Annotated in this window: 27 protein-coding genes and 1 pseudogene; 4 read left to right on the forward strand and 24 right to left on the reverse strand. The window is 54.1% G+C overall.

The window, feature by feature from the left end:
* From ROSEINA2194_RS20065 to ROSEINA2194_RS03015, 23 genes and pseudogenes are all read right to left on the reverse strand, one after another.
* Positions 1-354, reverse strand: coding sequence for a TnpV protein (locus ROSEINA2194_RS20065; protein ID WP_081453863.1), 354 nt, complete (start codon positions 352-354; stop codon positions 1-3).
* Positions 355-1,118: 764 nt separating this feature from the next.
* Entirely contained in the window at positions 1,119-1,349 is a 231-nt protein-coding gene (locus tag ROSEINA2194_RS02910; protein ID WP_007883178.1) for a transposon-transfer assisting family protein, read from the reverse strand.
* A gap of 1 nt (position 1,350) precedes the next feature.
* Positions 1,351-3,531: a YodL domain-containing protein gene (locus ROSEINA2194_RS02915; protein ID WP_044927039.1), complete on the reverse strand. Its 2,181-nt coding sequence runs from the start codon at positions 3,529-3,531 to the stop codon at positions 1,351-1,353.
* A gap of 167 nt (positions 3,532-3,698) precedes the next feature.
* Positions 3,699-4,064, reverse strand: a complete 366-nt coding sequence (locus tag ROSEINA2194_RS02920) for a cysteine-rich VLP domain-containing protein (protein ID WP_044927041.1) — start codon at positions 4,062-4,064, stop codon at positions 3,699-3,701.
* Positions 4,057-6,099, reverse strand: coding sequence for a DNA topoisomerase 3 (locus ROSEINA2194_RS02925; RefSeq protein WP_007883189.1), 2,043 nt, complete (start codon positions 6,097-6,099; stop codon positions 4,057-4,059). Before ROSEINA2194_RS02925 ends, ROSEINA2194_RS02920 begins: the two co-directional genes overlap by 8 nt.
* 172 nt (positions 6,100-6,271) lie before the next feature.
* Positions 6,272-7,300, reverse strand: a complete 1,029-nt coding sequence (locus tag ROSEINA2194_RS02935) for a CD1107 family mobile element protein (protein ID WP_007883193.1) — start codon at positions 7,298-7,300, stop codon at positions 6,272-6,274.
* Complete coding sequence (locus ROSEINA2194_RS02940) at positions 7,293-7,532, reverse strand: DUF4315 family protein (RefSeq protein WP_007883194.1); 240 nt, start codon at positions 7,530-7,532, stop codon at positions 7,293-7,295. Before ROSEINA2194_RS02940 ends, ROSEINA2194_RS02935 begins: the two co-directional genes overlap by 8 nt.
* A 15-nt stretch (positions 7,533-7,547) precedes the next feature.
* Entirely contained in the window at positions 7,548-9,257 is a 1,710-nt protein-coding gene (locus ROSEINA2194_RS02945) for a C40 family peptidase (RefSeq protein ID WP_007883196.1), read from the reverse strand.
* Positions 9,254-11,659, reverse strand: coding sequence for a VirB4-like conjugal transfer ATPase, CD1110 family (locus ROSEINA2194_RS02950; RefSeq protein ID WP_007883198.1), 2,406 nt, complete (start codon positions 11,657-11,659; stop codon positions 9,254-9,256). The genes ROSEINA2194_RS02945 and ROSEINA2194_RS02950 overlap by 4 nt, the downstream gene beginning before the upstream one ends.
* Positions 11,580-12,011: a PrgI family protein gene (locus ROSEINA2194_RS20075; protein ID WP_007883202.1), complete on the reverse strand. Its 432-nt coding sequence runs from the start codon at positions 12,009-12,011 to the stop codon at positions 11,580-11,582. Before ROSEINA2194_RS20075 ends, ROSEINA2194_RS02950 begins: the two co-directional genes overlap by 80 nt.
* Before the next feature lie 12 nt (positions 12,012-12,023).
* On the reverse strand, positions 12,024-12,464 hold the full coding sequence (locus ROSEINA2194_RS02960; RefSeq protein WP_044927047.1) for an XF1762 family protein: 441 nt from the start codon (positions 12,462-12,464) through the stop codon (positions 12,024-12,026).
* 13 nt (positions 12,465-12,477) lie between these two features.
* Positions 12,478-13,347, reverse strand: a complete 870-nt coding sequence (locus tag ROSEINA2194_RS02965; RefSeq protein ID WP_007883207.1) for a VirB6/TrbL-like conjugal transfer protein, CD1112 family — start codon at positions 13,345-13,347, stop codon at positions 12,478-12,480.
* A gap of 79 nt (positions 13,348-13,426) precedes the next feature.
* On the reverse strand, positions 13,427-13,561 hold the full coding sequence (locus tag ROSEINA2194_RS20830; RefSeq protein ID WP_456300208.1) for a Maff2 family mobile element protein: 135 nt from the start codon (positions 13,559-13,561) through the stop codon (positions 13,427-13,429).
* 745 nt (positions 13,562-14,306) lie between these two features.
* Positions 14,307-14,438, reverse strand: coding sequence for a Maff2 family mobile element protein (locus ROSEINA2194_RS20085; RefSeq protein ID WP_044927049.1), 132 nt, complete (start codon positions 14,436-14,438; stop codon positions 14,307-14,309).
* A 93-nt stretch (positions 14,439-14,531) separates the two neighbouring features.
* Positions 14,532-16,319: a VirD4-like conjugal transfer protein, CD1115 family gene (locus ROSEINA2194_RS02975; protein WP_007883210.1), complete on the reverse strand. Its 1,788-nt coding sequence runs from the start codon at positions 16,317-16,319 to the stop codon at positions 14,532-14,534.
* Positions 16,316-16,792, reverse strand: coding sequence for a PcfB family protein (locus ROSEINA2194_RS02980; protein WP_007883211.1), 477 nt, complete (start codon positions 16,790-16,792; stop codon positions 16,316-16,318). The genes ROSEINA2194_RS02975 and ROSEINA2194_RS02980 overlap by 4 nt, the downstream gene beginning before the upstream one ends.
* A gap of 82 nt (positions 16,793-16,874) precedes the next feature.
* Positions 16,875-17,222: a DUF7768 domain-containing protein gene (locus ROSEINA2194_RS02985; RefSeq protein WP_044927052.1), complete on the reverse strand. Its 348-nt coding sequence runs from the start codon at positions 17,220-17,222 to the stop codon at positions 16,875-16,877.
* Between the two features lie 48 nt (positions 17,223-17,270).
* Positions 17,271-18,107: a DUF6017 domain-containing protein gene (locus ROSEINA2194_RS02990; RefSeq protein ID WP_007883213.1), complete on the reverse strand. Its 837-nt coding sequence runs from the start codon at positions 18,105-18,107 to the stop codon at positions 17,271-17,273.
* 27 nt (positions 18,108-18,134) lie between these two features.
* Positions 18,135-18,917: a phosphoadenosine phosphosulfate reductase domain-containing protein gene (locus tag ROSEINA2194_RS02995; RefSeq protein ID WP_007883214.1), complete on the reverse strand. Its 783-nt coding sequence runs from the start codon at positions 18,915-18,917 to the stop codon at positions 18,135-18,137.
* Positions 18,918-18,951: 34 nt separating this feature from the next.
* Complete coding sequence (locus ROSEINA2194_RS19545; RefSeq protein ID WP_007883215.1) at positions 18,952-19,455, reverse strand: hypothetical protein; 504 nt, start codon at positions 19,453-19,455, stop codon at positions 18,952-18,954.
* 19 nt (positions 19,456-19,474) lie between these two features.
* Entirely contained in the window at positions 19,475-19,738 is a 264-nt protein-coding gene (locus ROSEINA2194_RS03005) for a DUF5720 family protein (RefSeq protein ID WP_007883217.1), read from the reverse strand.
* Positions 19,728-20,342: a hypothetical protein gene (locus ROSEINA2194_RS03010; RefSeq protein ID WP_044927053.1), complete on the reverse strand. Its 615-nt coding sequence runs from the start codon at positions 20,340-20,342 to the stop codon at positions 19,728-19,730. The genes ROSEINA2194_RS03005 and ROSEINA2194_RS03010 overlap by 11 nt, the downstream gene beginning before the upstream one ends.
* 51 nt (positions 20,343-20,393) lie before the next feature.
* Positions 20,394-21,307, reverse strand: a pseudogene (locus ROSEINA2194_RS03015) (ParB/RepB/Spo0J family partition protein).
* Between the two features lie 279 nt (positions 21,308-21,586).
* Here ROSEINA2194_RS03015 and ROSEINA2194_RS03020 point away from each other — a divergent pair.
* The 4 genes from ROSEINA2194_RS03020 to ROSEINA2194_RS19550 all read left to right on the forward strand — a co-directional run bounded on the left by ROSEINA2194_RS03020 (position 21,587) and on the right by ROSEINA2194_RS19550 (position 23,795).
* Positions 21,587-21,850: a hypothetical protein gene (locus tag ROSEINA2194_RS03020; protein WP_007883226.1), complete on the forward strand. Its 264-nt coding sequence runs from the start codon at positions 21,587-21,589 to the stop codon at positions 21,848-21,850.
* 265 nt (positions 21,851-22,115) lie between these two features.
* Complete coding sequence (locus ROSEINA2194_RS24000) at positions 22,116-22,232, forward strand: hypothetical protein (RefSeq protein ID WP_465225303.1); 117 nt, start codon at positions 22,116-22,118, stop codon at positions 22,230-22,232.
* A 132-nt stretch (positions 22,233-22,364) separates the two neighbouring features.
* A complete protein-coding gene (locus ROSEINA2194_RS03025; RefSeq protein WP_044927054.1) occupies positions 22,365-23,294 on the forward strand; it encodes a VanZ family protein in 930 nt (309 codons plus the stop codon).
* Positions 23,295-23,795 (forward strand): hypothetical protein, encoded by a 501-nt coding sequence (locus tag ROSEINA2194_RS19550; protein WP_007883230.1) that lies wholly within the window; start codon positions 23,295-23,297, stop codon positions 23,793-23,795.
* Between the two features lie 20 nt (positions 23,796-23,815).
* Here ROSEINA2194_RS19550 and ROSEINA2194_RS03035 read toward each other — a convergent pair whose 3' ends face one another.
* A complete protein-coding gene (locus ROSEINA2194_RS03035) occupies positions 23,816-24,103 on the reverse strand; it encodes a hypothetical protein (RefSeq protein WP_007883236.1) in 288 nt (95 codons plus the stop codon).
* Positions 24,104-24,206: the final 103 nt, after the last annotated feature.

Consider the following 24,206-nt stretch of genomic DNA (forward strand, 5'->3'; position numbering starts at 1 on the left):
TTAGCTGAACACCAGTTCCGTGAGGATCGTTTCCTCGGCCTGCGCTTTCAGCGTGTTCATCAGCCCTACCCACTTCATCGGGTCGCTGGCTTTCAACGCTTCCGTCACGCCTGCCGACTTCATCAGCTCCGGCATCATCTGTTCCAGTCGGTTGTTCGCTGCCTCGTCGATCTCCCGCAGATGGGGGTACAGCTTCTCGGACAGCAGCAGGCTGTTCCACAGCACCGGACAATGCTCCTTCAGGTAATCCTTCCGCATCCTGCCGTACTTGCCCAGCGGGGCTTGCGGCTGCTCTGTCAGGCTCAGGTCGGGAATCAGATAATCCCCGCTGCGGGTGTAGGTCAGTTCGCTCATGGCTTTCGCTCCTTTCCGCGATTTTCTCGCGCTCATAATTCTTGATGGTGACTTCGATCTGCCGCAGCACCAGCTCGCTGGACTGGCTGATGGCCGTTCCAAGAGCGGCGACGGTCTGCGGGGTGTTGAAATCAAAGACGTTCAGAAAATCCTCATGCTCGAAGTAATCTCCCAGCTGCATCCCGCAGCGGGACAGCAGCGTATAGGTGGTGCTGACAACGGCGGCGTTCCGAAAAGCGGCTCCGATGTTGAACTCATCATAACCTTCCAAAAAGGAACCGTCAACGATGCCGACAATATCGCGCCGATTGTCGTGCCAGTATTCATCTACAAGCTGCGCCGCCACACGCTCCAACTGATCGGCAAGTCCGTTTTCACCGGAAACATCGAAGCGCTGTTCCAGCGCCGCAGATACCACCTCACGATGCTCTTGCCGATATTCCCAAAGATAAGGGCGGCGAGAGTTCTCGCCGCCGCTGGTGTCGGAAACATCGAATACATATCGGAGTTTGGGTTGGTCGCTGCTGGTATCCACAAGGGCGATGCCCTTGCTGCCTCGCCGCACATAGCGGCGCATCTGCTTATTCCAAAGGTCGTATTCCGCGCAGGCCGTGGCTTCCGGGCGCTGGGCGAAAATCATGAGCTGTTCATTGTAGGGGTACTTATACAGCCTTGCGGCGGTGGTCAGAAATGCCGTCCACTTCTGGTAGCTTCCCGTGATCTGCTCCGCCGTGCGGTCTGCCATCTGCGCATAGAGCTGTACTTTACTCGGCATCCATATCCTCCTTTTCAAAATCGGGGAACAGGTCAAGCGCGTCATATTCCGCGTCGCTCATCCTGCGCAGCTTTGCGATGGCGCTGTCCGTCAGCTCCCGCAGCTCCGTTTCATCCGTAGCGAGGTAGCCGCGCATTTCCTCCAGCGCCGCGATCAAGCCCGTGCGGGTGCCGGTGTTGTAGAGGCTCATAAGCTGGCGTTCTTCAAAGGTGATGTTCATATCAAAGCTCCTTTTCCGCGCTCTTTTTGGGCGCTGTTTTGTGTGGACGTTCTTGGGCCGGTTGGCTTTTGAGCTGCTCCAGCACAGATTTCTTCTTTTCCCGGTGTGCCGCCTCTGCCAAATCCATCAAGGAGATGGACATACCGGCCTTGACCTGTGCTTCAAGGTCGGCGACGGTGGGCTGTTTGGGGCCGTTGTTGATAATGCCGTCGATCATGCCGTAATCATCTTCCATCGACATCTCGGCGGCTTTCAGATAATTCTCCGGTTTCTGAAAGGCGGGCAACTCCTGAAATCCCATGCTGTCACAGTAGTGATAGGATACCTTGCCGTCCTGTTTCAGCGCAACGATGTCGCTGACGGAGAGGCTGTGTCCCACAAAATCGCCGGGGCGCTCATCGTTGAAAATGTAGTAGAAGTTTTCAAGGATTCTGCCGGTATCATCGTCCGGGTACACCTCACGGGTATAGACAGCTTCATAGTTGGCAGGGTCAGGCGGCGCGGCCAGACTGCCGAGATTGGCAAAACGCAGCTCGACCGGCGCATCCCGGCGCAGTTGGTAGATCGCCATAGCATCGGTGGGACTGTTCAAAAAGCGCTGCTCCACATCGCGGGGCGGGATATGGCCTTTGACCGCATCCCAATCCGGTCTTGTGATCCCGAACATTCCGTCGTGCTTGATGATGTCCTCGGCCTCAAAGACCATTTCCTCGGTGTTGCCGGGATGGAGCATATAAACCGTGATGTCATGTTCCAGCAGTTCCACCGCCCGATCCTTGGAAAGCGGGAGCATATCGCTATCCAGATACCCATAGCTGCGCATATCATCCACCGTCAGCGTGGGGTCAGGCATCGGGACGGCCTGTTCCAGCTCCGGGAGCATATTATCTGCCGCATCGGTGGGAACAGCGACTGCGCCGGTGATCTGTTCGCTGTCCAAGGGCGGCGTAATCTGCGCCTCCTGTAAATCCTCCAGAATTTTCATATCTGCAAATGTCACCTTGGTTGGTGTCATGCCCTGAATGGCAAATACCTCCGTTCGGACAGCCCCGGCAACAGATGCAACCGGCGAATCTTCAATGGCGCTGCTGTCAATAACACCGCCATCCAGCAGCTTTTTGCTTTCCTTGTCGTAGAGCGAATAGTCCCAACCGCCGTCTGTATGCTGCACATGGAGATATACCGAGCCATCCACAAGATAAAGCGCTTCGTCTGTTTGTGTGGCGCTCACTTCTTCACGATTGATGCCGCGCTCCTTGCAAATCTCCGCAAAGTGCCGGTCAATGTCCGTAATCAGCTCGGAGGCAGTCTTGTTGATGGTTTCCAGACTGGCGCGAAGCTCTTTCAACTCCTTGCCCTTTGACCATGTGGCGATATAGCCGAAGCTGTTTTCTCCCGTTTCAATACCGTAATACTGGCAGACCGCATAGGAGATGCTTTCGGCCTCGACCTCCTCGGTGTTGCGGCTCTTTTCGCCGGGGACAAGGATCGTCTCACCATCGTCCGCAAGCTCCGTCATGTGTTCGTAGTCGTGGAGCTTGGCGTGGGCAATCTCATGGACGGCGGCGCATACCGTCTGCACCTCACTCATACCGGCGCGGATGGTGATGCTCTGCGCCTTAATGCTGAAAAAGCCGTCCGTATCCCGCGCAACGGGCTTTATCTCCATCGGAACGGGAGAAGCACGGCGCAGCGCCTCCATGAAAACCTCATACTGCTGCACAGTGCCGCTCAGATCGGAGGCAAGCTGGGGCAAGGGCTTTCCCGCAGTCTGTGACACATCAAAGACGGACACCACCTTGAACATAGGGATACGGATTTCCTTTTCCTCAATGATGGCCTTGCCGTCCGCATCCAGCACCGGCGCATTGGTTTCGGGGTCGGTCTTGATTTCCTCGACCTTTTTCTTATAGGGAGTAGGGGCGATGATGCGGATACCTTTTTCGCCTTTCAGGACGTTCCTGCCGAACTGATCGCGCCACTTGTTGAAGCCCGCCACATGGGTGGCGTCGGGGCGCTGCATATAGATGAGCATGGTATTATTGACCGAGTAGCGGTGAAAGCGGCTCATGGTGGAGAGATACTGCTGGTACTTATCGCTCTCGAACAGCTCCTTGATGCCATTTTCGATGCTGTCAACGATCTCCCGCATCCGGTCTTTGCTGGTTTGTTTTTCAGCCATGATGATCTCCTTTCAGAAAAAATAGCGCCCCTGCGCAGAAGAAAACACATCCTGCACAGGGGCGATTCTCCGCAGATAGACGTTGTTTTTGAGCTTGCGGATAGAATGACGCAGCCCCTTGTGATTCCGCATGGAAAAAGCCTTGCGGCACGGGGCTTTTACGCCCTCTATTTGCGGAGGTTCCAGTATTGTTCACGCTTTCGTTTGGCGTCCTGCTTTCGGCGTTCCTGCTTTGCGCAGGCGGGGCAATATTTGGCACGATTGGAGGAAGAATAGACCGGCTTACCGCAGACGGCGCAGCGCTTTCCCGGCCTTTCCCGCATCACGTCGGCCAGCAGCTCATGGTCGGCGGGAAGTACCGCGTTTCGGAACCAGTTGCACAGCAGCGAGTAGGAAATATCCTGTACGCAGACGCAAGGCTCTCCATCATCCAGCGCGAGGCAGTTGCCGTGATCGTAATTACAGCAGAGCTTCCGAATGAGTTTTTTGGAGCGGCGGAGCTGCTTGTGATCCATACGCGGCGCATCAGCCATTGTCGAACACCATCTTATAGCCCGTGCGTTGCCCATCGTCCTCCAAAAGAACGACGGCATCGTAGGTTTTTCCGGTCTTTTCCGAGTAGCAGCCTTTCAGCGGGGCGCGGCCATTTTTCAAAAGCGCAGCGGCAAGAGATTTCGTCAGCGCCTTTTTCTTTGCGGCGAAGAATCGGCTGTTTTTCCAGAGGACAAATGCGCAAGAACGATTCTCACAGAAAAAGCCCTTCTGCGATTCCGTTACCTCGGCCCCGCAGCGGGGACACTTGCCGACCACCTCGCGCCCGGAGGGGAACAGGACTTCCGCACCGGGGATGGGCTTGTAGGTCTGCACCAGCTCATTCAGCATGGCGGCGATCCCATCCATGAAGCTGTCCGGGGCGATTTCGCCGCGCTCGATCTCTTTCAGGCGGTGCTCCCATTCGGCGGTGAGCTGCGGCGACTGGAGCTGTTCAGGCAGAACGGTGATAAGCGCCGTGCCGGTGGAGGTGGGTAGCAGATTTGTGATCTTCTTGGACTTCCTGCGCTCCACAAAACCGGAGGACACCAGCTTTTCAATGATACCGGAACGGGTCGCCGGGGTTCCAATGCCCTTGCGCTCGGCATCATCTGGCATATCCTCCTTGCCCGCGTTCTCCATCGCAGCCAGCAGCGTATCCTCGGTGAAATGCTTGGGCGGCGTGGTTTTTCCGGTCTTGACCGATGCGGCAGATACGGAAAGCGTCTGATTCTCCGTTGCCACCGGCAGCGCGGGCACTGCCTCCGTCTGCTCCTGCTCATAGCGCTTCCAGCCGGGAGCAAGGACGGTTTTGCCCTTGGCGGTGAAGCTCTGACCGGCACAGTCCACCGTAATGACCGTTTCTGCATAGCGGTGGGGTTCATCCACCGCACGAAGCAAGCCTTTCGCCGCCAGCTTCAGCACCTCGCGTTCGCCCAGCGGCAGAGAGGCCATATCTACCTTTTCCGCGCTGATGGTGGGGACGATAGCGTGGTGATCGGTGACTTTTTTGCTGCTGCACACCTGCTTGGCGCAGATGGTCGGCGGCTTCTCCACGCCGCAGGCAGCGGCAGCGGCGGCGACAAGGCCGGGGACGCTGCCCTCCATATCGTCGGTCAGATAGTGGCTGTCGGTGCGCGGGTAGGTACAGAGCTTCTTTTCATAGAGGGCTTGGAGATAGTCGAGGGTCTGCTGAGAGGTGTAGCCGAGAACGCGGTTGGCGTCGCGCTGGAGGGAGGTCAAATCGTAGAGCGCGGGCGCTTTCTCAGACTTTTCCTTGCGCTCCACACTTTTGACGGTTACTGTCTTGCCCTTGCAGGCGTTGGCGATGGCATCGGCATCCTTTCTGTCCTTCATTCGGTCTGTCGTGGCGGGAAAGCCGCAATCGAGCTGGACGGTGTAGAACGGTTCTGCCACAAATGCGGAGATCTCCGCCTCGCGCTGTACCAGCAACGCCAGCGTGGGCGACATGACGCGCCCAATGTTCAATGTGCGGCCATACATCAGGGAGAAATACCGCGTGGCGTTGATACCAACCAGCCAATCAGCCTTGGCGCGGCACAGGGCAGATTGATGCAGGCCGTCATAGTCGCGCCCAGACCTAAGCTGCTGGAAGCCGCTGCGGATGGCATCATCCTCCATTGAAGAAATCCAAAGCCGCAGAATCGGCTTGGAGCATCCCGCAAGGCAGTAAACCGTGCGGAAGATCAGCTCACCCTCGCGCCCAGCGTCGCAGGCGTTGACCACCTCTGCCACATCCTCCCGGCGCACCAGCTCCCGCAGAATGTCAAACTGCTTCTGCTTTTCAGAGCGGACGATGAAGCGGAACGAGGTAGGAATGATGGGCAGCGCCGCCAGCGTCCATTTGGCATCAACGGCATTGTAAACGGCGGCGTCGGCCAGCTCTGCCAGATGCCCGAAACACCACGACACGATGTACCCGCCGCCCTCCAGATACCCGTCATGCCGTGATTTAGCACCCAGCACGGCGGCGATGCTCTGCGCCACGGAAGGTTTTTCGGCGATCACAAGGCGCATGGTGCAGCCTCCATTCTCTTTACGTCACGGTAGCAGGGGCGAACGCAGCTCTGTCCGAAGCGCTTGCAGCCGTAGCAGAAGTGTTCCTTGGCAGCGTCGGGAGGGCTGTCCTCCCGCGCTGCTTTCGGCTTCTGCATCATCAGTCGTTCCAGCGGATTATTGGTGAAATATCTCATGCGTTCGTATCCTCCGTAGTATCCTGTTCCGGTTCGTCCTCATACGGCTCAAACTCGTATTCGTCCTCGCCGTAGTCATAATCGTCCAGATCGGCGCTGCCCTTGGTCTGCGGCTTGGCCTTTTTCTGCTTGAAAATGTAGAACGCGGCACCGCCGCCCAGCGCGACGATCAGCAGGACGACGAGGATGCCGCCCACGCCGCTCTTTTTCTCCGGTTCCTCGGCGGCGGGTTCTGTCGGCTCAGCGGGGACTTCGGGCTTTGCCTCCTTGCCCACGCACTCGGTCATGTTGACCGCGCAGACGGGGCAGGATGTATTGACCGCACCGGCCACGCATTTGGTGGTGCAGGAGCAGACGGCGGGCGTTTCTTCCTCGCCGGTCAGCGCCATCAGGTCGGCCTCATCTACCTGATTCAAGAAGTGGACGGTTTCTTCGCCCTCATCGTCACGGTCAATAATCAGGTAAAATGTATTGCCGTTCTTGCTTTCCAGCGTAATGAACTGTTTTCCTGCCTTGGTGCTGGTGCCAATATCGTCGATCAGCGTCAGATTGCCGTCCGGTGTCAGCGCATCGCTGCCGCCCGTCATGCTGCCGACAAGGAACTGCCAGAGGTCGGTCAGCTCTTTTTCATCAAACGGAAGCGTAATGCCGCCGATGCTCACGGTGCTGTCGGCGGCGTCGGTGACGGTCAGATAGCTGCCGTACACATAGCCCACACGGGCGGGCAGCAGGATTTTTACCCAATCGCCGTCCCTGCCAATCACATCGACCACCGTGCCGTTGGGGAGCTGCGTAAACGCGGTGTTGTCCAGCCCCGCGCCGGTGCGGACATTCAGGCTGCCGCCGTTGGTCGTGACCGTGCCGATCTGTTTTGTTTCCTGCGTGTCTGCGGCGCTGCTTTCGGCGGCAGGCAGCGTATCATCGGGATAGTCGCCGCCGCTGGCAAAAGCGGAAATGGGGAAAATCCCGATGCACAGGAGCATCAGCAGCAGGCTGATAAAAATGCGCGGTGTGTTTTTAGTCATGGTTCAACGCCTCCTTTTCCGAAGTGGCCGGTGCAGGCGCGGCCTGCATACGGCGGAACAACTCGGCAAACTGCTCCATCGTCATGCCGTTCTCACGCACCATGCCGATGATATCGGTGTCCTCCAGCTCACGAATCTGCTTTTCCAGCTCGCGGTTGCGGCCTTGCAGATCAGAGATTTTGCCTTTGTTCTTCTCCAGCTCTCCACGGAGCTTCATAATTTTCGGGTTCATATCGTTCACTCTCCTTTACGGCAAGCGCCCATAACGGTAGAAATGGGACTGCCAATAGCTTGAATTTAAGTTTGCATAAGAGATCGGATCTCCGCAGTGGATCATCATATTGTTGCCAACATAGATACCCACATGGCTGACACCGGGGGTATCATACGTTCCGGTGAAAAACACCAGATCGCCCGGCTTGACGTTAGCAGAGGATACAGGCGTACAGATATTGCAAAGTCCCTGCGCGCCCAGTCTGCCCACATCCCAACCGGAATGATTGATGACCCAACTGACGAAGCCCGAACAGTCAAACGAGGTGGAGGGACTGCTGCCGCCCCAAACGTAGGGGTAGCCGAGATACTTTTCCGCTTCCTTGATGATGGCGGCAAATACCTCATCGTCCAGCGCCTCCGGGGGAATGTCGTAGTCGGTATAGCTGCCCTCCACATACTTGCCGATGTAGCCTGAACCGGGGAACAGGTCGGGACGGTTGCCGAGGGTGGCCATATAGGTGGCGTACATTCCGAGCTGTTCTTCGCTCATAATGTAAACGGGAACATGGGAGAGATTGAAGTTTTCCAGCGTGACCGTGCAGATGTAGTAGTCATACGGCACCTGATAGGTGTCCGTGTGGGTGTTGCCGTCCGCGTCCGTCCATGTGTCGGTTTCCGTGCGGTAGCGGGTTTCCGCCACCACATCCTCGGTCAAGATGTACTGGCGGTCAAAGAGCATTTGAAGCGTACCCTGCACCTCATCCAGCGTCCATTCCCCTTGATGCAGCGCCGTAATCATGGAAATGAGTACATAGGGGTCATGCTCGATGGTGTCCAGATCAAAGTGGTACTCATCGTAGTCATGGGTGCTTTCGTAGGTGTCGAGGTAGCGCTGAAGCTCTGCTTCCATTTCGCAATACTGCGCCTCCGCACCCAGCATATCGGCGTCCTGCGACGGATAGGTACTGGCCGCGATCCCGGAGCCGACGCCATCCATTATCACCGAGCAGGAGGACAGGCCGTTGAGCAGAAATGCCAGCATCAGCAGAATCGCGGCGGCAATGGCAAAGCCGCGCCGGTGTTCCCACACATATTTGCCCGCTTTCTCAGCCTTTTCAGCGGCTTTTTTCGCGGCCTTGGCGGTATTCTCTGCCGACTTTGCCGTAGTCTGCGCCGCCTGATTGTGCTTGGCAGCGGCATACTGCTTCTTAATTGCCTGCTTCTGCTGCCATTTGGAAACGGGATTGCTGGTGGGGTTGTCGATCTCCGCTTTCTTCTGGAGCGCGTCAAGATTGGCTCGTTCCAGCTTTTTCTCTGCACGGATGGCAGCACGATAAGGCTTGAGCTGATGGGCGCGGTGGGCAGACTGCACCAGCCGCCCGCCGCTCTCCACGGCTTGCTCTGCCTTGTGCGCGGCCTCTACGCCTACATTGTCATCCTCGCTCTGCCGCACCTCCCGGTGAACCTGAGAGAGAATGAGGTTGGCGGGGGCATCCCGCACGGCATGGGTCAGCTTTGAGGGCGGCTTTTTCTTATCCACTTCCTCAAACCGGAGCTGCGTTTTGACCTTGCCGGTGGCAGGATCAAAGCCGCGTTCCTTTTTGACCACGGTTTTCTTGGGGATTTTCGCCTGCGCCTTATCCGCCTTGGCCTCCGCTTTTTTCACCCGTTTGATGGGCTTTTCCAGCTTCGGCTCGGCAAGATCGGCGTCGGAAAACTGCAAACGCGGTTCTCTTTTCATGCTGACGCCACCTCTTGCGGTTTGGTGGTCATGACGCGGTACAGCTCGGTGTCCTTCGGGAAGTGGTCAATGAAGGGCAGGATCGTGTTGCCGTAGAACAGCAGCCCCTCGCCCTCGCCGGAGTGGGTCACATAAGAAAGCTGATGCGGCGAAATGTTGAGCTGCTTTGCGAGAATCTGCCGGTCGCCAGCGGCCTGATTGAGCATATAGATGAAATCGCTGTTCTCAAAAATGTTCTCAACCTCGCGGCTGGATAACAGGTCTTTGACATTTTGCGTGATCCCGGTGGGGATGCCGCCCCATTTGCGATAGCGTTTCCAGATTTCGACACTGTACGAAGCCGTCTGTTCCTCCTTCAAGAGAAGATGGAACTCGTCAAGATAGTAGCGGGTCGTTTTATGGGCGGCGCGGTTGATGGTCACACGGTTCCAGACCTGATCCTGCACCACCAACATCCCGATTTTCTTGAGCTGCTTGCCCAGCTCCTTGATGTCGTAGCAGACGATGCGGCTGTTCACATCCACGTTCGTGTGATGGTTGAACACATTCAGAGAGCCGGTGACGTAGATTTCCAAAGCAGTGGCGATGTACTGCGCTTCCTTTTCATCCTGCGCACGGAGGGCGTTATACAAGTCCTCCAGCAGCGGCATATTCTCCGGCTTCGGGTCATTGAGGTAGTCCCGGTAGACGATGCGCACGCAGCGGTCGATGATGGTCTTTTCCACAGGGGCAAGCCCATCCTTGCCGCCGACGATCAGCTCGCACAGCGACAGAATGAAGTCGGATTTCAGGCTCAGCGGGTTATCATCGTCGCTGTAATCCAGATTCAAGTCCATCGGATTGATATAGCAGGGCGAACCGTCGTAGCCCTTGCCGGTGGGCGACAGCTTAATGACCTGACCGTGCAAACGCTCCACCAGCGGTGTATATTCGCCCTCCGGGTCACAGATGATGATGTCATCCTTGGGGCAGATGAGAAACGCATTGGTGATCTCACGTTTTGCCGAAAACGACTTGCCGCTGCCGGGAGTGCCTAAAATCAGGCCGTTGGGATTTTTCAGCAGCTTCCGGTCTACCATGATAAGGTTGTTGGACAGGGCGTTGATGCCGTAATACAGCGCCTCCGAACCGTTCTGGAACAGCTCCTGCGTGGTAAAGGGGACGAAGACTGCCACGCTGGAAGTGGTCAAGCCCCGCTGAATCTCGATCTGATTCAGCCCCAGCGGGAGACTGCTCATCAGTCCTTCCTCCTGCTGAAAGTCCAGCCGGGTCAGCGCACAGTTATACTTTTGCGCGATGCTGGAGGTCTGGAAGATGTTGTTGTCGAGCTGCCGGGGTGTGTCCGCCGTGTTGAGAATGAGGAAGGTCAGCAGGAACATTCGCTCATTGCGGGACTGCAAATCCTGCAACAGCTTTTTGGCCTCCGCGCCGTAGGTGGCGAGGTCGGACGGGATAATGTCCATATCGTACCCGGCGCGGACAGCTTTTTTCTGTTCCTCAATTTTGGATTTGTCCAGATCGGTGATCTTGCGCTTGACGGTCTTGATGGCGTTGACCTGATCCACAGACTGCACATGGAGATTGACGAGGACGCTGCTCTCCATATCCAGAAAGTCCGCCAGCATCCGGTCATTCAGCTCTGGTGCCAAAATCTGCACGAAGCTGACCGCACCCAGCTTTTTGCCCATACGAAACTGCCTGCCGGTCTTGAACTCAAAGGAGCTGGGCGCGATAAAGTCCTTAGTGGACAGCCCGGAGGGAGCCAGCCAGTCCCACGAAAAGCGGAACGGCTCCTGCTCGTCCATCCGCAGAATGTCGTGCATGACGTGCAGGCGCTCAAAGCCGTTCAGCGGCGCAGCCACAACGCCCAGCCGCTTGAAGTTGTTCAGAAGATCGGTTTCAATGCGCTCCAAACGGGGCTTGGCAGCGCGGAGGTTGTCGGCCTCAACGCCGAACGTGAGATATTTGGTCTTAATGAGGCCGTTGTTGCCGCGGGCAAGCTGATTTTGCAGCATACCGGCGTACTCGGCGCGGATGCCGTCAAACTCGTCCCCGCAGGGCGGAATGGAAATGCTCCGTGCAAAGGTTTCCTGCGAAGCCGAGAGGTTCACAAAGGAAAGCTGGAATTGCACGGAGCTGTCAAAGTAGTTCAGGAAATCGCACCACGCCTCAAAGATGGCGGTCTTGTCCTCATTCTGCGAGAGCTGGTAGTTGATGTCCTGATACTGGATCGTTTTGGTGTAGCGCGTGTCGGTCACACGGCAGATGCCGTCCGGCCACATACGCTGATACGGGATGCTGTCCTGCGCCGATTTTTCTTTCTTATCCGTTCGGTTCGCTCTTGCGATGGCGGCTTCGATCTGTTTTCGTTCGGCGCGGGTCAGCTTTTTCTTTTCGGACAATTTGATACACCTCCCGGTCTAACTGGTTTTGCCGCTCCAGAACGGCATAAAAATTGTTGGTCTTATACGGGCGCTGCTTTGGCCTCTGGAAGCACACGCGGTAGATGTTGCGGATGACGACCTCCAACGGCTGACCGTTCTTTTCATACATGGCGAACAGCATGGCCGGGATCATCACCACCATCATCACCATGGCGGCGGGGCTGGTGCCGATGCTGCCCTTGAGCAAGAAGAAAAGCGGTACGCCGATGAGCGCGCCGCTTCCGAAGCAGATGAGCTGTCGTTTCGTGAGGTTGAATAATACCTTGGTCTTAACTTTGGTTAAGTCCTTTGGGACGTTGACATAGGCCATAGAAATCCCCCTTTACAAGAGCTTTTCATATCGAAGTTTCATCTGCGCCGGGTACAAAGCGGAGGCGGGCTTGCGGCTGCCTGTCCAGCATTTGCCGCCTGCCATGCCTGCACAGCTCCAGCCAGCGGCGCGGAGGCTGCTGCCATTCTCGCTATCCAGCGTATAGGTGATGATCTTGCGGTATCCCATTGCCTTTGCCGCCCGCGCAGATGCGGCATAGAGAATACTGCAAGCGTTTCTCTCGCCGGTGGTACAAAGACGATTGACTTCCAATGTCCAGCCATCATCCAGATACCGGCTCACAGGACGGCCTACGATTGCAACACCGACAAGCTCTCCATCCTTGGCACAGCCGATGGAAAACTTATGTCCAGCAGTTGCCTTATGGTGCCGGTGATGCGCATTGACAAATGCGTTCGCTGTTGCAAGCGCGACGGGCGTGAGTGTCAGCATGGTATCACCCCCGTTAATGTGCATTGAACACGGACTTGGCAAGGCTGCTCGTTTTGAACAGGCAGAAGCACAGCAGCACCGTGTAGCCCATGCAAGTCCAGATGGCGTAGATGATGTCATCCACAAGCGCGATGTTCTGCACCAAAACCGCGTAAATGGCAACGCAGACGATAATCAAAAACGCTTGGAAGCCCAGTGCCAGCATGGAGCGGATGTAATTCTGCCCCATGCCGCCCCACTCCTTGCCCATCATGGTCGCCATTGGGATGGGGGCAACAGAGGTGACGAGATATATTTCAATCATTCTTCCGAATGTGATAATGAAAATGCAGATGGTCAGCGCCCACATGGTAATGCCCACGAACAGCGATTGGAACCACAGGCCGAAGAGCGGCCCCAGCTCCATTTCCATCAGCCGATCCTCAATGCCCACCATGACGCTTGAAATGTTGATGCTGGTGTCGCCGATAATCAGCCCGGAGGCGCTGGCAACGACGCTTTGGGCGGCATCGAACACGCCCATCACAATCGTCCATGTGTTTGTTACAATCAGGACAGCGGCAGCGGACTTGAACGCCCACTTGAAGAATATCCATGTGTCCATGTCGTTGAGGTTATTTTTGTCGGTAATGAGCTGGATCAGTTCCAGCGTCATCACAAAGGCGAGAATTGCGCCTGCGATGGGGACGATCACGGTTTCCGACAGGTTTTGTATCATGCTGAAAATGCTGCCGTTCCATGCCTGCGGCGATAAGCCCACCTGACCGGAGATCTCGGCAACCTTTTGATTGGTCGCATCGAACATCCCGGACAGATTGCTCACGATACCGCCGATGAGCATTTCTTTCAGCCATTCCGTGATCTTATCCCATAAGAAATCCATAGGGTTGCCCTCCTTTCGGGAGGATGCCGCCCGAAAGCGGCACCCTCCGTGGATTTACGGGAAGCAAACGAGCTGCCGATTAGCCGAACAGACCGGACAGCAGCGGCACGAGGGTAATGCCAATCAAAGCCACCCCGCCACCGGCCATCAGCTGCTTCATGCCCTGAGATTTAGCACCAGATAGCCATAGGTAAGCATTTGATATGATCTCCAGCTTTTCCCCGGCTCCACACCGTGCGTGCAGCTTTCACCGCACACGGCGTTCCATCGAATTTGGTCATACAGGGCTTGCGACACTTTGTGTGTGCTTCTTTTGCCAAATTCGACTTGTGGCCTTTCCTCCACCGTTTACTTTTTCACGGCTTCATAGGTACTACGCCACTACTTTCACTGAAACAAAGAATGGTTATTGCCTTCTCACGAAGGTATTCCCATCCACCATCTCGCAGCCTTGCAACAGGCTAAATGTTTTCAGCTTCCTGCGTTCCGATATTTCTATCATGGGCCGCATTTAGGTTCTTCCTCTAAGCCTGTATTCAATTCTTTACGAATCGTGCCGCCTGTAACGGCACATGGACTTTCATAACAACCATTTTTACTTGTCCACGAATACCTCCGTATAAGGAGTACCACCGTTTCGATGGTATCAACGTTTAGACTTGTACATTCAGAAGTTCGTCAGTATTTCCATACATACTAACCATGTGCGGCTGACACCCGGCATATAGGATGCGCTATCCACCTCTGGACAGCTTTCGATTTCAGCCTTGCAGCCAAAACTACGGCATCTCTCTGCCGACTTCACCGAGCTTCTGACAATCGGCGGTTGCGCACCTATGCCAGTCGGAGTATTAGTGTGGACGCTTCGGGGCGTTACCCCCTCATTTCATCCATCGAAATATCAGTTCTCCAAGGTTTTGGACTTCATTCGTCCTTCGACCTGTGCCTGACCTTTTCAGTCAGGAACGCATCGCACGGTTGTCGTTGCCGTAGCCCTCCAGCAGATTGATCGCACCCCAAATGCCGAGGCCAGCGCCCAGCGCCACAACGAGGGTCTGAAGAACACCAACAGCAGAATTAAAGAAAGCCATAAATAGTACCTCCGAAAAATATGTTTTAGATTTTGGAGGGTACATTTCTTCCACGAAGTTTCATCGAGTCGTTGTCAAATTAGACTGCCGCTGTCAGGCGACAGGTTCACCGGAAAGGTCTGCCTGATACACCTCAACTGCATCATCCGGCTTGAGCTTGAGGCGATGGGACAGAAAACGCTCTATGTCAAAGGCGTATTTCTTGTCATAATCCGCTGTGTAGCGGTAGAGGGGATGCTTGGTGAGATCATATTTGTTGGACAGAAACGGGCGGACGCCGCGAAGCTGCAAGATGCACTTGCCGCCATCCAGCACGGCAAGCTCATCCACGCTCATCAGCTCCTTGCCCAATTTCTGATAGTTCAGCGAATGGGAAACCTCGCGGCCACGGCTCTCGCCGGTGTTATAGCTGTCGATGGTTTCCTTACCCAGCGCCGCCGCCAGCTCTTTCAGCGTACCGGGTTCCTTACCACCCAAAAAGATGGAACAGTCCATGTTGCCGATGATCGTATCCGCGCTGTCCTTATACAGGGCTTTAAGCTGGCTCTGTGCCTGTAAGACAAGGCAGCAGGAGATTTCTCTGGAACGGATCGTCGCAACCAGCTTTTCAAGTCGCGGTATCTGGCCAATATTTGCGGCCTCGTCGATCAGGCAGCGGACGTGAACCGGCAAGCGCCCGCCGTACACATCATCTGCCTTTTCGCAAAGCAGATTGAAAAGCTGGGTATAGCACATGGAAATGAGAAAGTTAAAGGTATCATCCGTATCGGACATGATGATGAACAGGGCGGTTTTCCGGTCGCCCAGCGTGTCCAGTTGCAGCTCGTCATAGGCCGTCAGTTCCCGTAGCTCCTGAATGTCAAAGGGCGCAAGCCGTGCGCCGCAGGAAATCAAGATGCTCTTAGCTGTCTTGCCGGCACTTAGCTTGAATTTGGCATATTGGCGGGCGGCGAAGTGGTCTGGCTTGCGCTTTTTCAGTTCCTCGAACATCAAATCCACCGGATTTTTGAAGTCCTCATCGTCCTCACGCACCTCCATCGCATTGATAAACTCAATGAGCGTAGAGAAACTCTGTTCCTCCACCGGCGCTTCATAGTGGATGTACCCGATAAGGGCGGTGTAGAGCAGCGTTTCCGCTTTCACCCAGAAATCGTCACCGGCTTTACCCTCGCCCTTGGTGTTGGCGATCAGCGTCGTGACCAGCTTCAAAATGTCCTTTTCCGAGTGGATGTAGGCGAACGGGTTGTAGTGCATGGACTTCTTGAAGTTCAGGGAATTGAGAATCTTGATCTGATACCCGTTCTTTTGCAGCGCATGGCCGCAGGAAACCACGATGTCCCCTTTGGGATCGGTGACGACGAAGCTGGTGGGATAGGTTTTTGAGGTGCATTGTAGCAGATTGGGCTTCAACCAAAAGCGGGTCTTGCCCGAACCGCTGCCGCCGACGATCAGGACATTTTTGTTCCGCGCCGTTTTCGGGTCTTTGGGGCGACTATTCATCGTCAGACGCTCCGTCTGCGTGAGAATGATGTTGTTCTCAAACGCGGGATCGACGTAGGGCTTGATGTCCTCGGCGGTTCCCCAACGGGCGCTGCCGTACTCCAGATTTTTGCGGAATTTCTTGGCATTTTTGCCCTTGATATAGACCGCCAGCCGAATAGCGATGGCGGCGGCAACGCCCACGCACAGGTCAATGGGATGAAAGCTGGGGACAAGGGAGTGAAACGCCGTGTTCAGACCGGTCATAATGTTCAGCAGCTTCGCGGAAGCGTCCGAACCGGGAGCCAGCCGCACCGCCTCGCTGACCTTGGTGGCCAGCAGCGCGATGAACACATACGGGATGTTGGGAAGGATGAGCTTTTTGACGTTGACTTGCTTCATCGTTCCAGCTCCTTCCGCTTTGTCCTGTCCACCACAGCCGCCTGAATGAGCGACTTGAAGTGTTGCAGCTTTTCCAGTACCGAGGGGCGTTCCGCCTTTCTGACCTGCTTGGTGGTATATTCCTTGAACGCGGCGGTCATTGCGTCGGCGTCCGGCGCTTTGAAGAACACCATGTATCGCTTTTCGCCCTTGACCTTGAATGGAGCGAAGTCAATGCCATACTTCCGGGCAATCCGGTTGAATGAGCCGATATTCTGATCGGTGACTTCAATGCTCTGCAACCCCTTATCCTTGGCGGCAAGCTGCTTGACGGTCATTTTTCCGTGGGGATTGGCCTTGCTGTACTGATGCTTCTGGCGGTCGTTTTTCAGTTGCTCCAGCAGCTTGGCAATGGCTTTGCGAAATTCCTGTTCGCCCAGCTTTCCGCAGGAGATCATCAGGGATACGATTCTCTGTTCAACTTCTTCCTGCATGACTTATCACGCTCCTTTCCTCCGATTTGCAGGGAGAACGCCGGGACACTAAGGCGGTACCACCAGCCGGTGCAGAAGATGCTCATTCATTTCTGCGCCCCTGTCCCTTGACGGTCAGGATGCCGTCCAGCGTGGTGGCGGTGATCCGCAGGCGCTCGGCCACGGCGATGTCATTTTTCACGCTTTCATCCACGGTGCTGCCGCAAACCACCAGCACACGAGCGCGGCGCAGATATTCCCGTGCCATGTCGATGCCGTCCTTATGCTCCTGCGGAATCTCATCGCGCAGGAACAGCGGCAGAAACAGCGCGGGGCAGACGGGCGAAAATCCCGCGTCATAGACCGCCCTGCAATACTTGGCGGCGTTTTCGGTGTTCTCAAACTCATTCTCGCTCCACGGAGCGGTGATGTAGGCAAGGGGGCGTTTCATCGGTATCAAATCCTTTCTCCCGGAATCGGGCATGAAAAATGACGGCCTTTAGGGGCCGCCGTGAAAATCGTGATTGACCAGCATGGCATAGTGGTTGTCGATGGTGGAAACGGAATTGAACAGCGCCGCCATAAGATAGGCTTTCGTGTTCCAGACGCGGGTGGTGTTCTCGCGGATACCGTCCATGACCTTTTCGATGTGCATGGAGGTAATCTTTTCAAAGCGCTGTTGCACGAAGCCGGTGGGATACTCCGCATCCCGCCCGATCTTGACCGTGGGGCTGCGGTTCATGGCGACCTCCAGCATGATCTCCACCAGCTCATCAAGCTGCATCCGGTCATACTGCTGACAGAGAATGTCGTATTCGATTTGCTCTCTGATCTCCGCTTTTTTCTCAAATCCGTCCGTCATTCCGTCCACCGCAGGCAGAAAGAATGAATGAGTTCTTGATAGATCAGTATTTGATTTTTGAGTATTAGATTTCTTAGTATTTAATTGCGCGGGATTATCCGTATCCGGTGCCTCCGTATCCGGGTTATCCAGATACGGGTTTTCCGTATCTGGTAAAATCGTATCCGGTGGAGAGGGCTTTCGGGGCTTCTCGAAGATGGTGTACTCCGTGTCGGAAATGCGCCCGTCCTTGCCGCGAAGCTGACGGCGGATGATGTAGCCCGCCTGCTCCAGCTCCTTGAGTGTTTTCCCGATGGCGTCCACGCCCTCCTTGCAGATCGTAGCCAGCCCCCGCGTGGTGTAATTCCACTCGTCGGGGAGGGAGAGCATCATGGAGAGCAGCCCCTTGGCTTTCAGGGAAAGATTGCTGTCTTTCAGGTGATGGTTGCACATCACCGTGTAATCCCGCGTCCGTTCAACGCGAAATACAGCCATATTGCTTCAATCCTTTCCGCAGGGCAGTCAACCTGTTTGGCCGTCCTCCTCGGCAAACCGCGTATCCAGCCGCTTTACGCTCCAGTTCTGCTTGAACTGTCCCAGCGGGCCGGTGCCGAACTGTGCCAGCGCACGGCGATCCAGCTCCAGCAGCTTTTCCCACAGCTCCGGGTGATGCTTTCGCAGCTTCCGCAGCTCGTCGATACGCTGGAACGGGCAGCACCAGCAGGACGCACGGTGGTAAATCTCATACAGCCCGCCGAAGTCATAGCCACGGTCGTAACAGGCTTGGAGCGCCTGCGCCTCTGTGATGCCCCATTCCACGAGGGGATACCGCTCATCCTTGCAGCGCCACGCTTCATCGGCGGCGATACCGACATAGTGGATCGCGCCCAGCTCGCCTTTGAGCCGGTTGACCTTCTTGGTGATGAGGTGCGTTTTGAGCTGCCCGGTACACCAGCGGACGCGGATTCCCGGCCAGCCGTTGCCGTAGGGCGGGATGCCCAGCTTTGCACGGTTTTCCAGACTGCGGGGCTTCTGCTTGGGTTCGTCGAACATCAGGTATTCAAAGCCCTTGGGATGCCGCAGCGTGGTGATATGGATGCCGCGCTCCCGGAAAAGATGCTCGTCCAGTTTGGCAAGGTGTTCATACATTTCCGGGAACTCCATGCCGGTGTCCGCTGACAGCACCATATTGATGGGCATATCCCGTTCGATCATCAAAAGCAGCATGGCGGTACTGTCCTTGCCACCGGACAGGCTGACGGCGTGAAACTGCTTGCCGTTTGCGTTCTGAATGGTTTCCCGCATGGGGAAGCCGCTCCGTTTTCACTCCTTTCCCACATCACAGCTCATAGATGGGCTGCTCGTGTTCGTAGTAGGGATCACACAGGGCGGCAAGCTCGGCCACCAAGTCCTCCAAATCCAGAGAAATCTCGCTGTCTGCCCAATCGCTGCCCTTGTAGACGCGATACTCGGTGACGTATTCGCCTTCTCCGGCGTTCACGCTGAATTTGGCAACGACGGCAAAGCCCATATCCTCCAGCAGCCACAGCTCCATCGACCGGGCGGCAAACACCGCGCCGATATAGCTGTCGCCCACGTCCTCATAGAGAAGCGTCGCTCGCTGCTTGAACAGCTCCGCGCTTCGATAGTCCAAGCTCAGCGCATTTTTGCCGTCTGCGCGGTAGGCATAGACCGTTTCAGCCTTGTTCCAAACGGCTTGCAGCAGGGCGTGATAGTCGATGTTTTCCAGGAACTCGTCGATCTCCGTTTCCGTGTAGCCGACCTCCGTACCCTTGCGGAACAGCGTGGTCAGCGCTTTTTCCAGCTCAGTTACTCTGCTCATAGTAATTCCTCCAATCACTTTAGTGACGCCGCTTTTTCCGGTCAGGGAGGATATGCCCCTCAATGACGGCGGCGTGTTTGCGGATTTTGATTTCTCCGCGTTTCTCGGATGCCTGCGCCTTGGCATATCCCACGTCGGAGAGGAACAGCCGCAGCCGTTCGCCCTTTTCGCCCACAGGGGATTTCCACGACAGGACATCAAAAATAATCATGTGGCGGGTTTCGTCCATAAAGCGCTCCAGCGCAAGGATGCTGTGACCGCCGACAAAATCATCAGCGTTCATATTCGGCACCTCGCGCTCTGATCTGAAAGGCGGCAAGCCCATAGCGGGCGATCAGAGTGGCGTTGACGATCAGGCGCAGCGCCTCCGGGTCGATCACCTCCGGTTCCGCCAAGTCCGCCATCGTGACCGCCTCCGTCTTGTCGCAGAGATCGCGCGCCGCCATGAACAGCGCGTAGTTGTGCGGCGAGGTATTTTTCAGCACCGCATAACCGAACTCGATCCCGTCCTTACAGAAGCAATTTGCCGTGCGGCGGTAAATATCGTCGTTGGAGGTCAGCAGGTACATGGCCGCATAGTAGGCGTTGGTGTCTCTGCGGCGGCGATAGCCCTGCACGGCGCACTGATACTGCATCCTGCGCTCATGCTGCTCGTTGCTCCAAAGGCTTCCGGGATAGTGCTTGATCAGCAGGTTCAGGCGCGAGGACAGGCGGCGGTCGCGGGGGAATGTTTCCATGACGGCCTCGCGGTAGCCGACCACACCGGCCTCGATACGCTCGGCCAGCCACGGGCAGCGCAGGGCGGTACAGCCCAGCTTTTTCACATACTCGGTACAGAGCTGGCAGCTCACATCCTTGGGGGAATATTTGAATGTGTTGATATACATGGCGTCCTCCTTTTGGCATGAAAATAGCGGACAAACAAACTGCTTGTCCGCTCATCGGCTCTGGTCGCGCTGGCGCTTTTTCTGCCATGCGTCCAGTAATTTGAAGATGGTGTTCTCAATCTGAAATGGGGTATAGGAACGCGGGAAGTATTTGCGGAGCTTTTCACCGGAAAGGGTGATGTCGTTCTTCTCCGGTTTCTTCTGCTCCATCATAATGGAGAGCATGGTGTCCTCGTTCAGCTCGCCGCTCTGACTGAGCTTTTTCATCCGCTGTGCCTGCGAGAGCGAGGGGTGGCCTGTTCGCTGTCGATGGTTTCCAAAAGCAAGCCCTGCTCTTTGGGAGTCAGCGCCGCGATCTGATAAGCGGGACTGAGGGCGATTTTCTTCTCGTCCACCATCTGCTGAAGCTCCGGGACTAACTGCGTCAGGGCGATGTAGTTGCGGATGGTATCTCCGCTCACACCGGCATCCTGACCAACTTCATCATCGCTGCGGAACTTCGCCGAAATTTTCGGCGAAGTCAGATCCGTTCGTGCGCCCTGCCGCTTGATGGCCTCCATCTTCATCTTGTAGGCTTTGGCGCGTTCGGAGGGGAGAATGTTCTCACGCTGAAGGTTGCTGTCCACCATGATGATGGTGGCAGCGTCCCGGTCAATGTCGCGGACAATGACGGGCATGGTGGCCAGCCCAGCCAGCTCGCAGGCGTGTTTGCGGCGGTGGCCTGCAATCAGCTCATAACCGCCGTCCTCCCGTGGCCGTGCCAGCGCGGGGACGAGGACGCCGTACTCCTTGACGCTTTCGGCGGTTTCCTGCATGGACGCATCCTCTCGCACCTGAAAGGGGTGATCCGGGAACGGATGCAGCTCAGAGAGCGAAATCTGAACAACTACTTCCTGCTGCGGTTTCGGCTTTTTGGATGGCGCGGGCTTTTTGCCCGGTTCCTTCTGCACGGTTTTTTCAGGCATTATGTTCCTCCTGTCGGCATCTGATTTTGGGTACAAAAAAAGGACATTTCTTCTTTTCAGAGGAAATGTCCTGATTTCTTGGACGGGCTGACAGCCCGCCCAAACGGTATTTTATTTTTGTCGTTACTATAACACCCCCTACGATATAACTACTTCGCGGCTCGATTTTTCGGTTTGGAAAAGGATGAAAAACCTTGCCAGATAACCGAAAACCCTTGATATACGGGGCTTTTCCGGTTTGTCGTAATTATACCGTAAGGGCATACGGCGGCTACGAATATGCACCAACTGACGGGCGACTTCTACACCGTAGGCGAAGTGTTAGGACATACGCTTGCGGGTATCGGCGTATCGCTTGGATTGTCTATGAACTTTGAAGCCGTTACTGCCCGCTATGTTGACGTGCGGCTTGAACGGAAAAAAGAAGTCCTGGACGCTTATCATGGGGCTGTCAAACAGGCAGACCCGGCAAAGGCAAAGGAAGCCGAGCCGAAGAAAGCAAAGAGTGCGGCGAAGAAAAAGAGCAGCGAAATTGAGCTTTAACCGCCTTATCTTTTTACTGCTTCTTATAGCCTTTTATAGCCCCGCGTGGGATTTGGGCACCATTTGGGCACCATTAGCCGAAAACGCACCACCAAAACAGGCGATAAAAGAAACGCCGAGAACACGCAAAAACATAGTGTTTATGCGGGTTTCCGGCGTTTTCTAATCCCTCAACCGACTTAAATCTATCTTGTGCGAGAGAAAAAAATTCTACTATTTTTTATACATAATTATTTGTCCTACCTATTAGAAATTTGTCATAATTATATACGATATTGACAATGAAATAGATGAAAGATATAAAGATCTCATTGTGAATGAGTTGACATTTATCCGCGAGAATACATCAAAGATAATCAAAAATGCAGCAGTTATGTCTTAAGTTCTAAGAAGAAAATCAAAAAATCCCATAAATGAATGAAATAACAGAAAAAATTCCTATTCCTACGAAGCATAGGGTGCATTTTTGTTCAAATATGAGTATGATAGAAAGCGTACAGGAGAACAATCATATTTGGAGCGGACGATGGAAAAGGAAAAAATAGGAAAGTATATTAGAAAGAAGCGCATAGAAAAAGGTATGACACAACAGCAGCTGGCGGAGAAAATTCAGGTGACAGAGAAAGCTGTTTCACGGTGGGAAACTGGGCGGGGAGTACCAGATATTTCGTTGCTGGAACCATTGGCGGAAGAACTTCATGTGTCGGTAACGGAATTATTAAATGGAGAAGAACGGGTGCAGGAAGAGGCTGTACATGATACAAAAGCACATATGGCGGATATAGATATTACAAATGTGATTGAGTATGTGCAGGAAAATAGGAAAGAAAAGTACAATACAGGATTTAAAATCGGAATCGGGTGTTTGGTGGTTTCACTTGTGTTGTTTTTATTGTATTTACGGGAGGCATATCGTTTTCAGGGAAACTATTTTGGGACAATGATAAGAATGACTGTGATTTCGGGGATATTTTTGCTTGGAGAAATGGTGTTGGAACGCTGCTATCTGGAAAAGCTGGAGGAGAGAAGAAAGCGGAAAAAGGCAGTACTGGCGGTGCTCTTTATCTATTATGCAGTTATGCTTATGAATCTGACGTTTCTGGAAAGAACACAGACGGTTACTGACTATAATATTGTGCCGTTTCGGACAATAGGAACAGTGCTTTTAAGCGGAAATGTTTATGCAATCGTGATTAATATTTTTGGAAATTTTTTTATTTTTATGCCACTTCAATTTTTCCTGATTGAATTGTTTGAAATCCGAAAAATAAAACAGAATTTTTTGGTGTGCTTTACGATTACATTTGTAATAGAAATAGTGCAGTATATTTTTAAAGTTGGTATGTTGGATGTCGATGATATCCTGTTATGTGTGGCTGGGATGATGAGTTTCTATTATTTTTATGGGAAGTATCGTGGAAAAAACAAAAAACGGGGGATGTAGATGAAAGCAGAACAAAAATGGAAGAGTGGACAGGGAAAATTACAGAAAAAAGTTAAGAAGAGTGTTGGACTCGGTATATGTGTTTTTTTGACGCTGCTACTTGTCTCACAGCTTCATTATGAAAAGCGGATACAAAAATTTGTGTTGAGGAACGAGGAAGAACTTACAGAGTTTACAAAAAACTACCTGGCAGTGGAACAAAGGGAAAGACGACATATGTTTGAAGAGTGGAAAGAGGAAAATGGTTACAGCGTACAGTTGACAGGGTTATTTCCGGAAAACGTAGTGGCATTTTATATGGGAGGTTTTGGGCTGGCTCCATCATCTGTGTATTATGGATTTTACTATTCACCCGAAGATATTCCGGTTGGAACCGGGGAAGGTCAGCTTGTAAAAGCAGAGGGAGACAATGCGGGCTGGAGCTGGCAGGGATACGGAGACAATGGAGGAGAGATTCGAAAAATAAAACCGCATTGGTATTATTATAAATGCTGGTTTTGATGTAGAAAAGCAATCGTTCTTCACGAATGCATCATAATCCCCCACTCGCTTCTGGAACGCCACTGCTCATTCATCCAGTCGACTGCCTGCTGTCTACCTTCTTCTGTGAATGGAAAAGTGGCGGAAATTTTCTGATCGTCGGGAGTGGTTGAAAAATTATAAGGTCCAGGCCAGACGGTGGCGCGGAAAATATCGTTTTCAGCGTCATCTTTTTCTTTTTTTACAAGGTAGCGCATGCCCTTGTAACTTCCGGTAAATTTTTCTTTTTTATAAAAATTCATATTTAAAATATCTTCTGCTGTGATCATATAAAACCTCGGAATATAATTTTTTAGAAAGTAAAGTTATTATAGTCTATTTTGTGAAATTGTGAAAGGAAAAACACAAGGTTTCATTGCAAAAAATCCGGGA

This window comes from Roseburia inulinivorans DSM 16841 (genome assembly GCF_000174195.1).
Classification (GTDB): Bacteria; Bacillota; Clostridia; order Lachnospirales; family Lachnospiraceae; genus Roseburia; species Roseburia inulinivorans.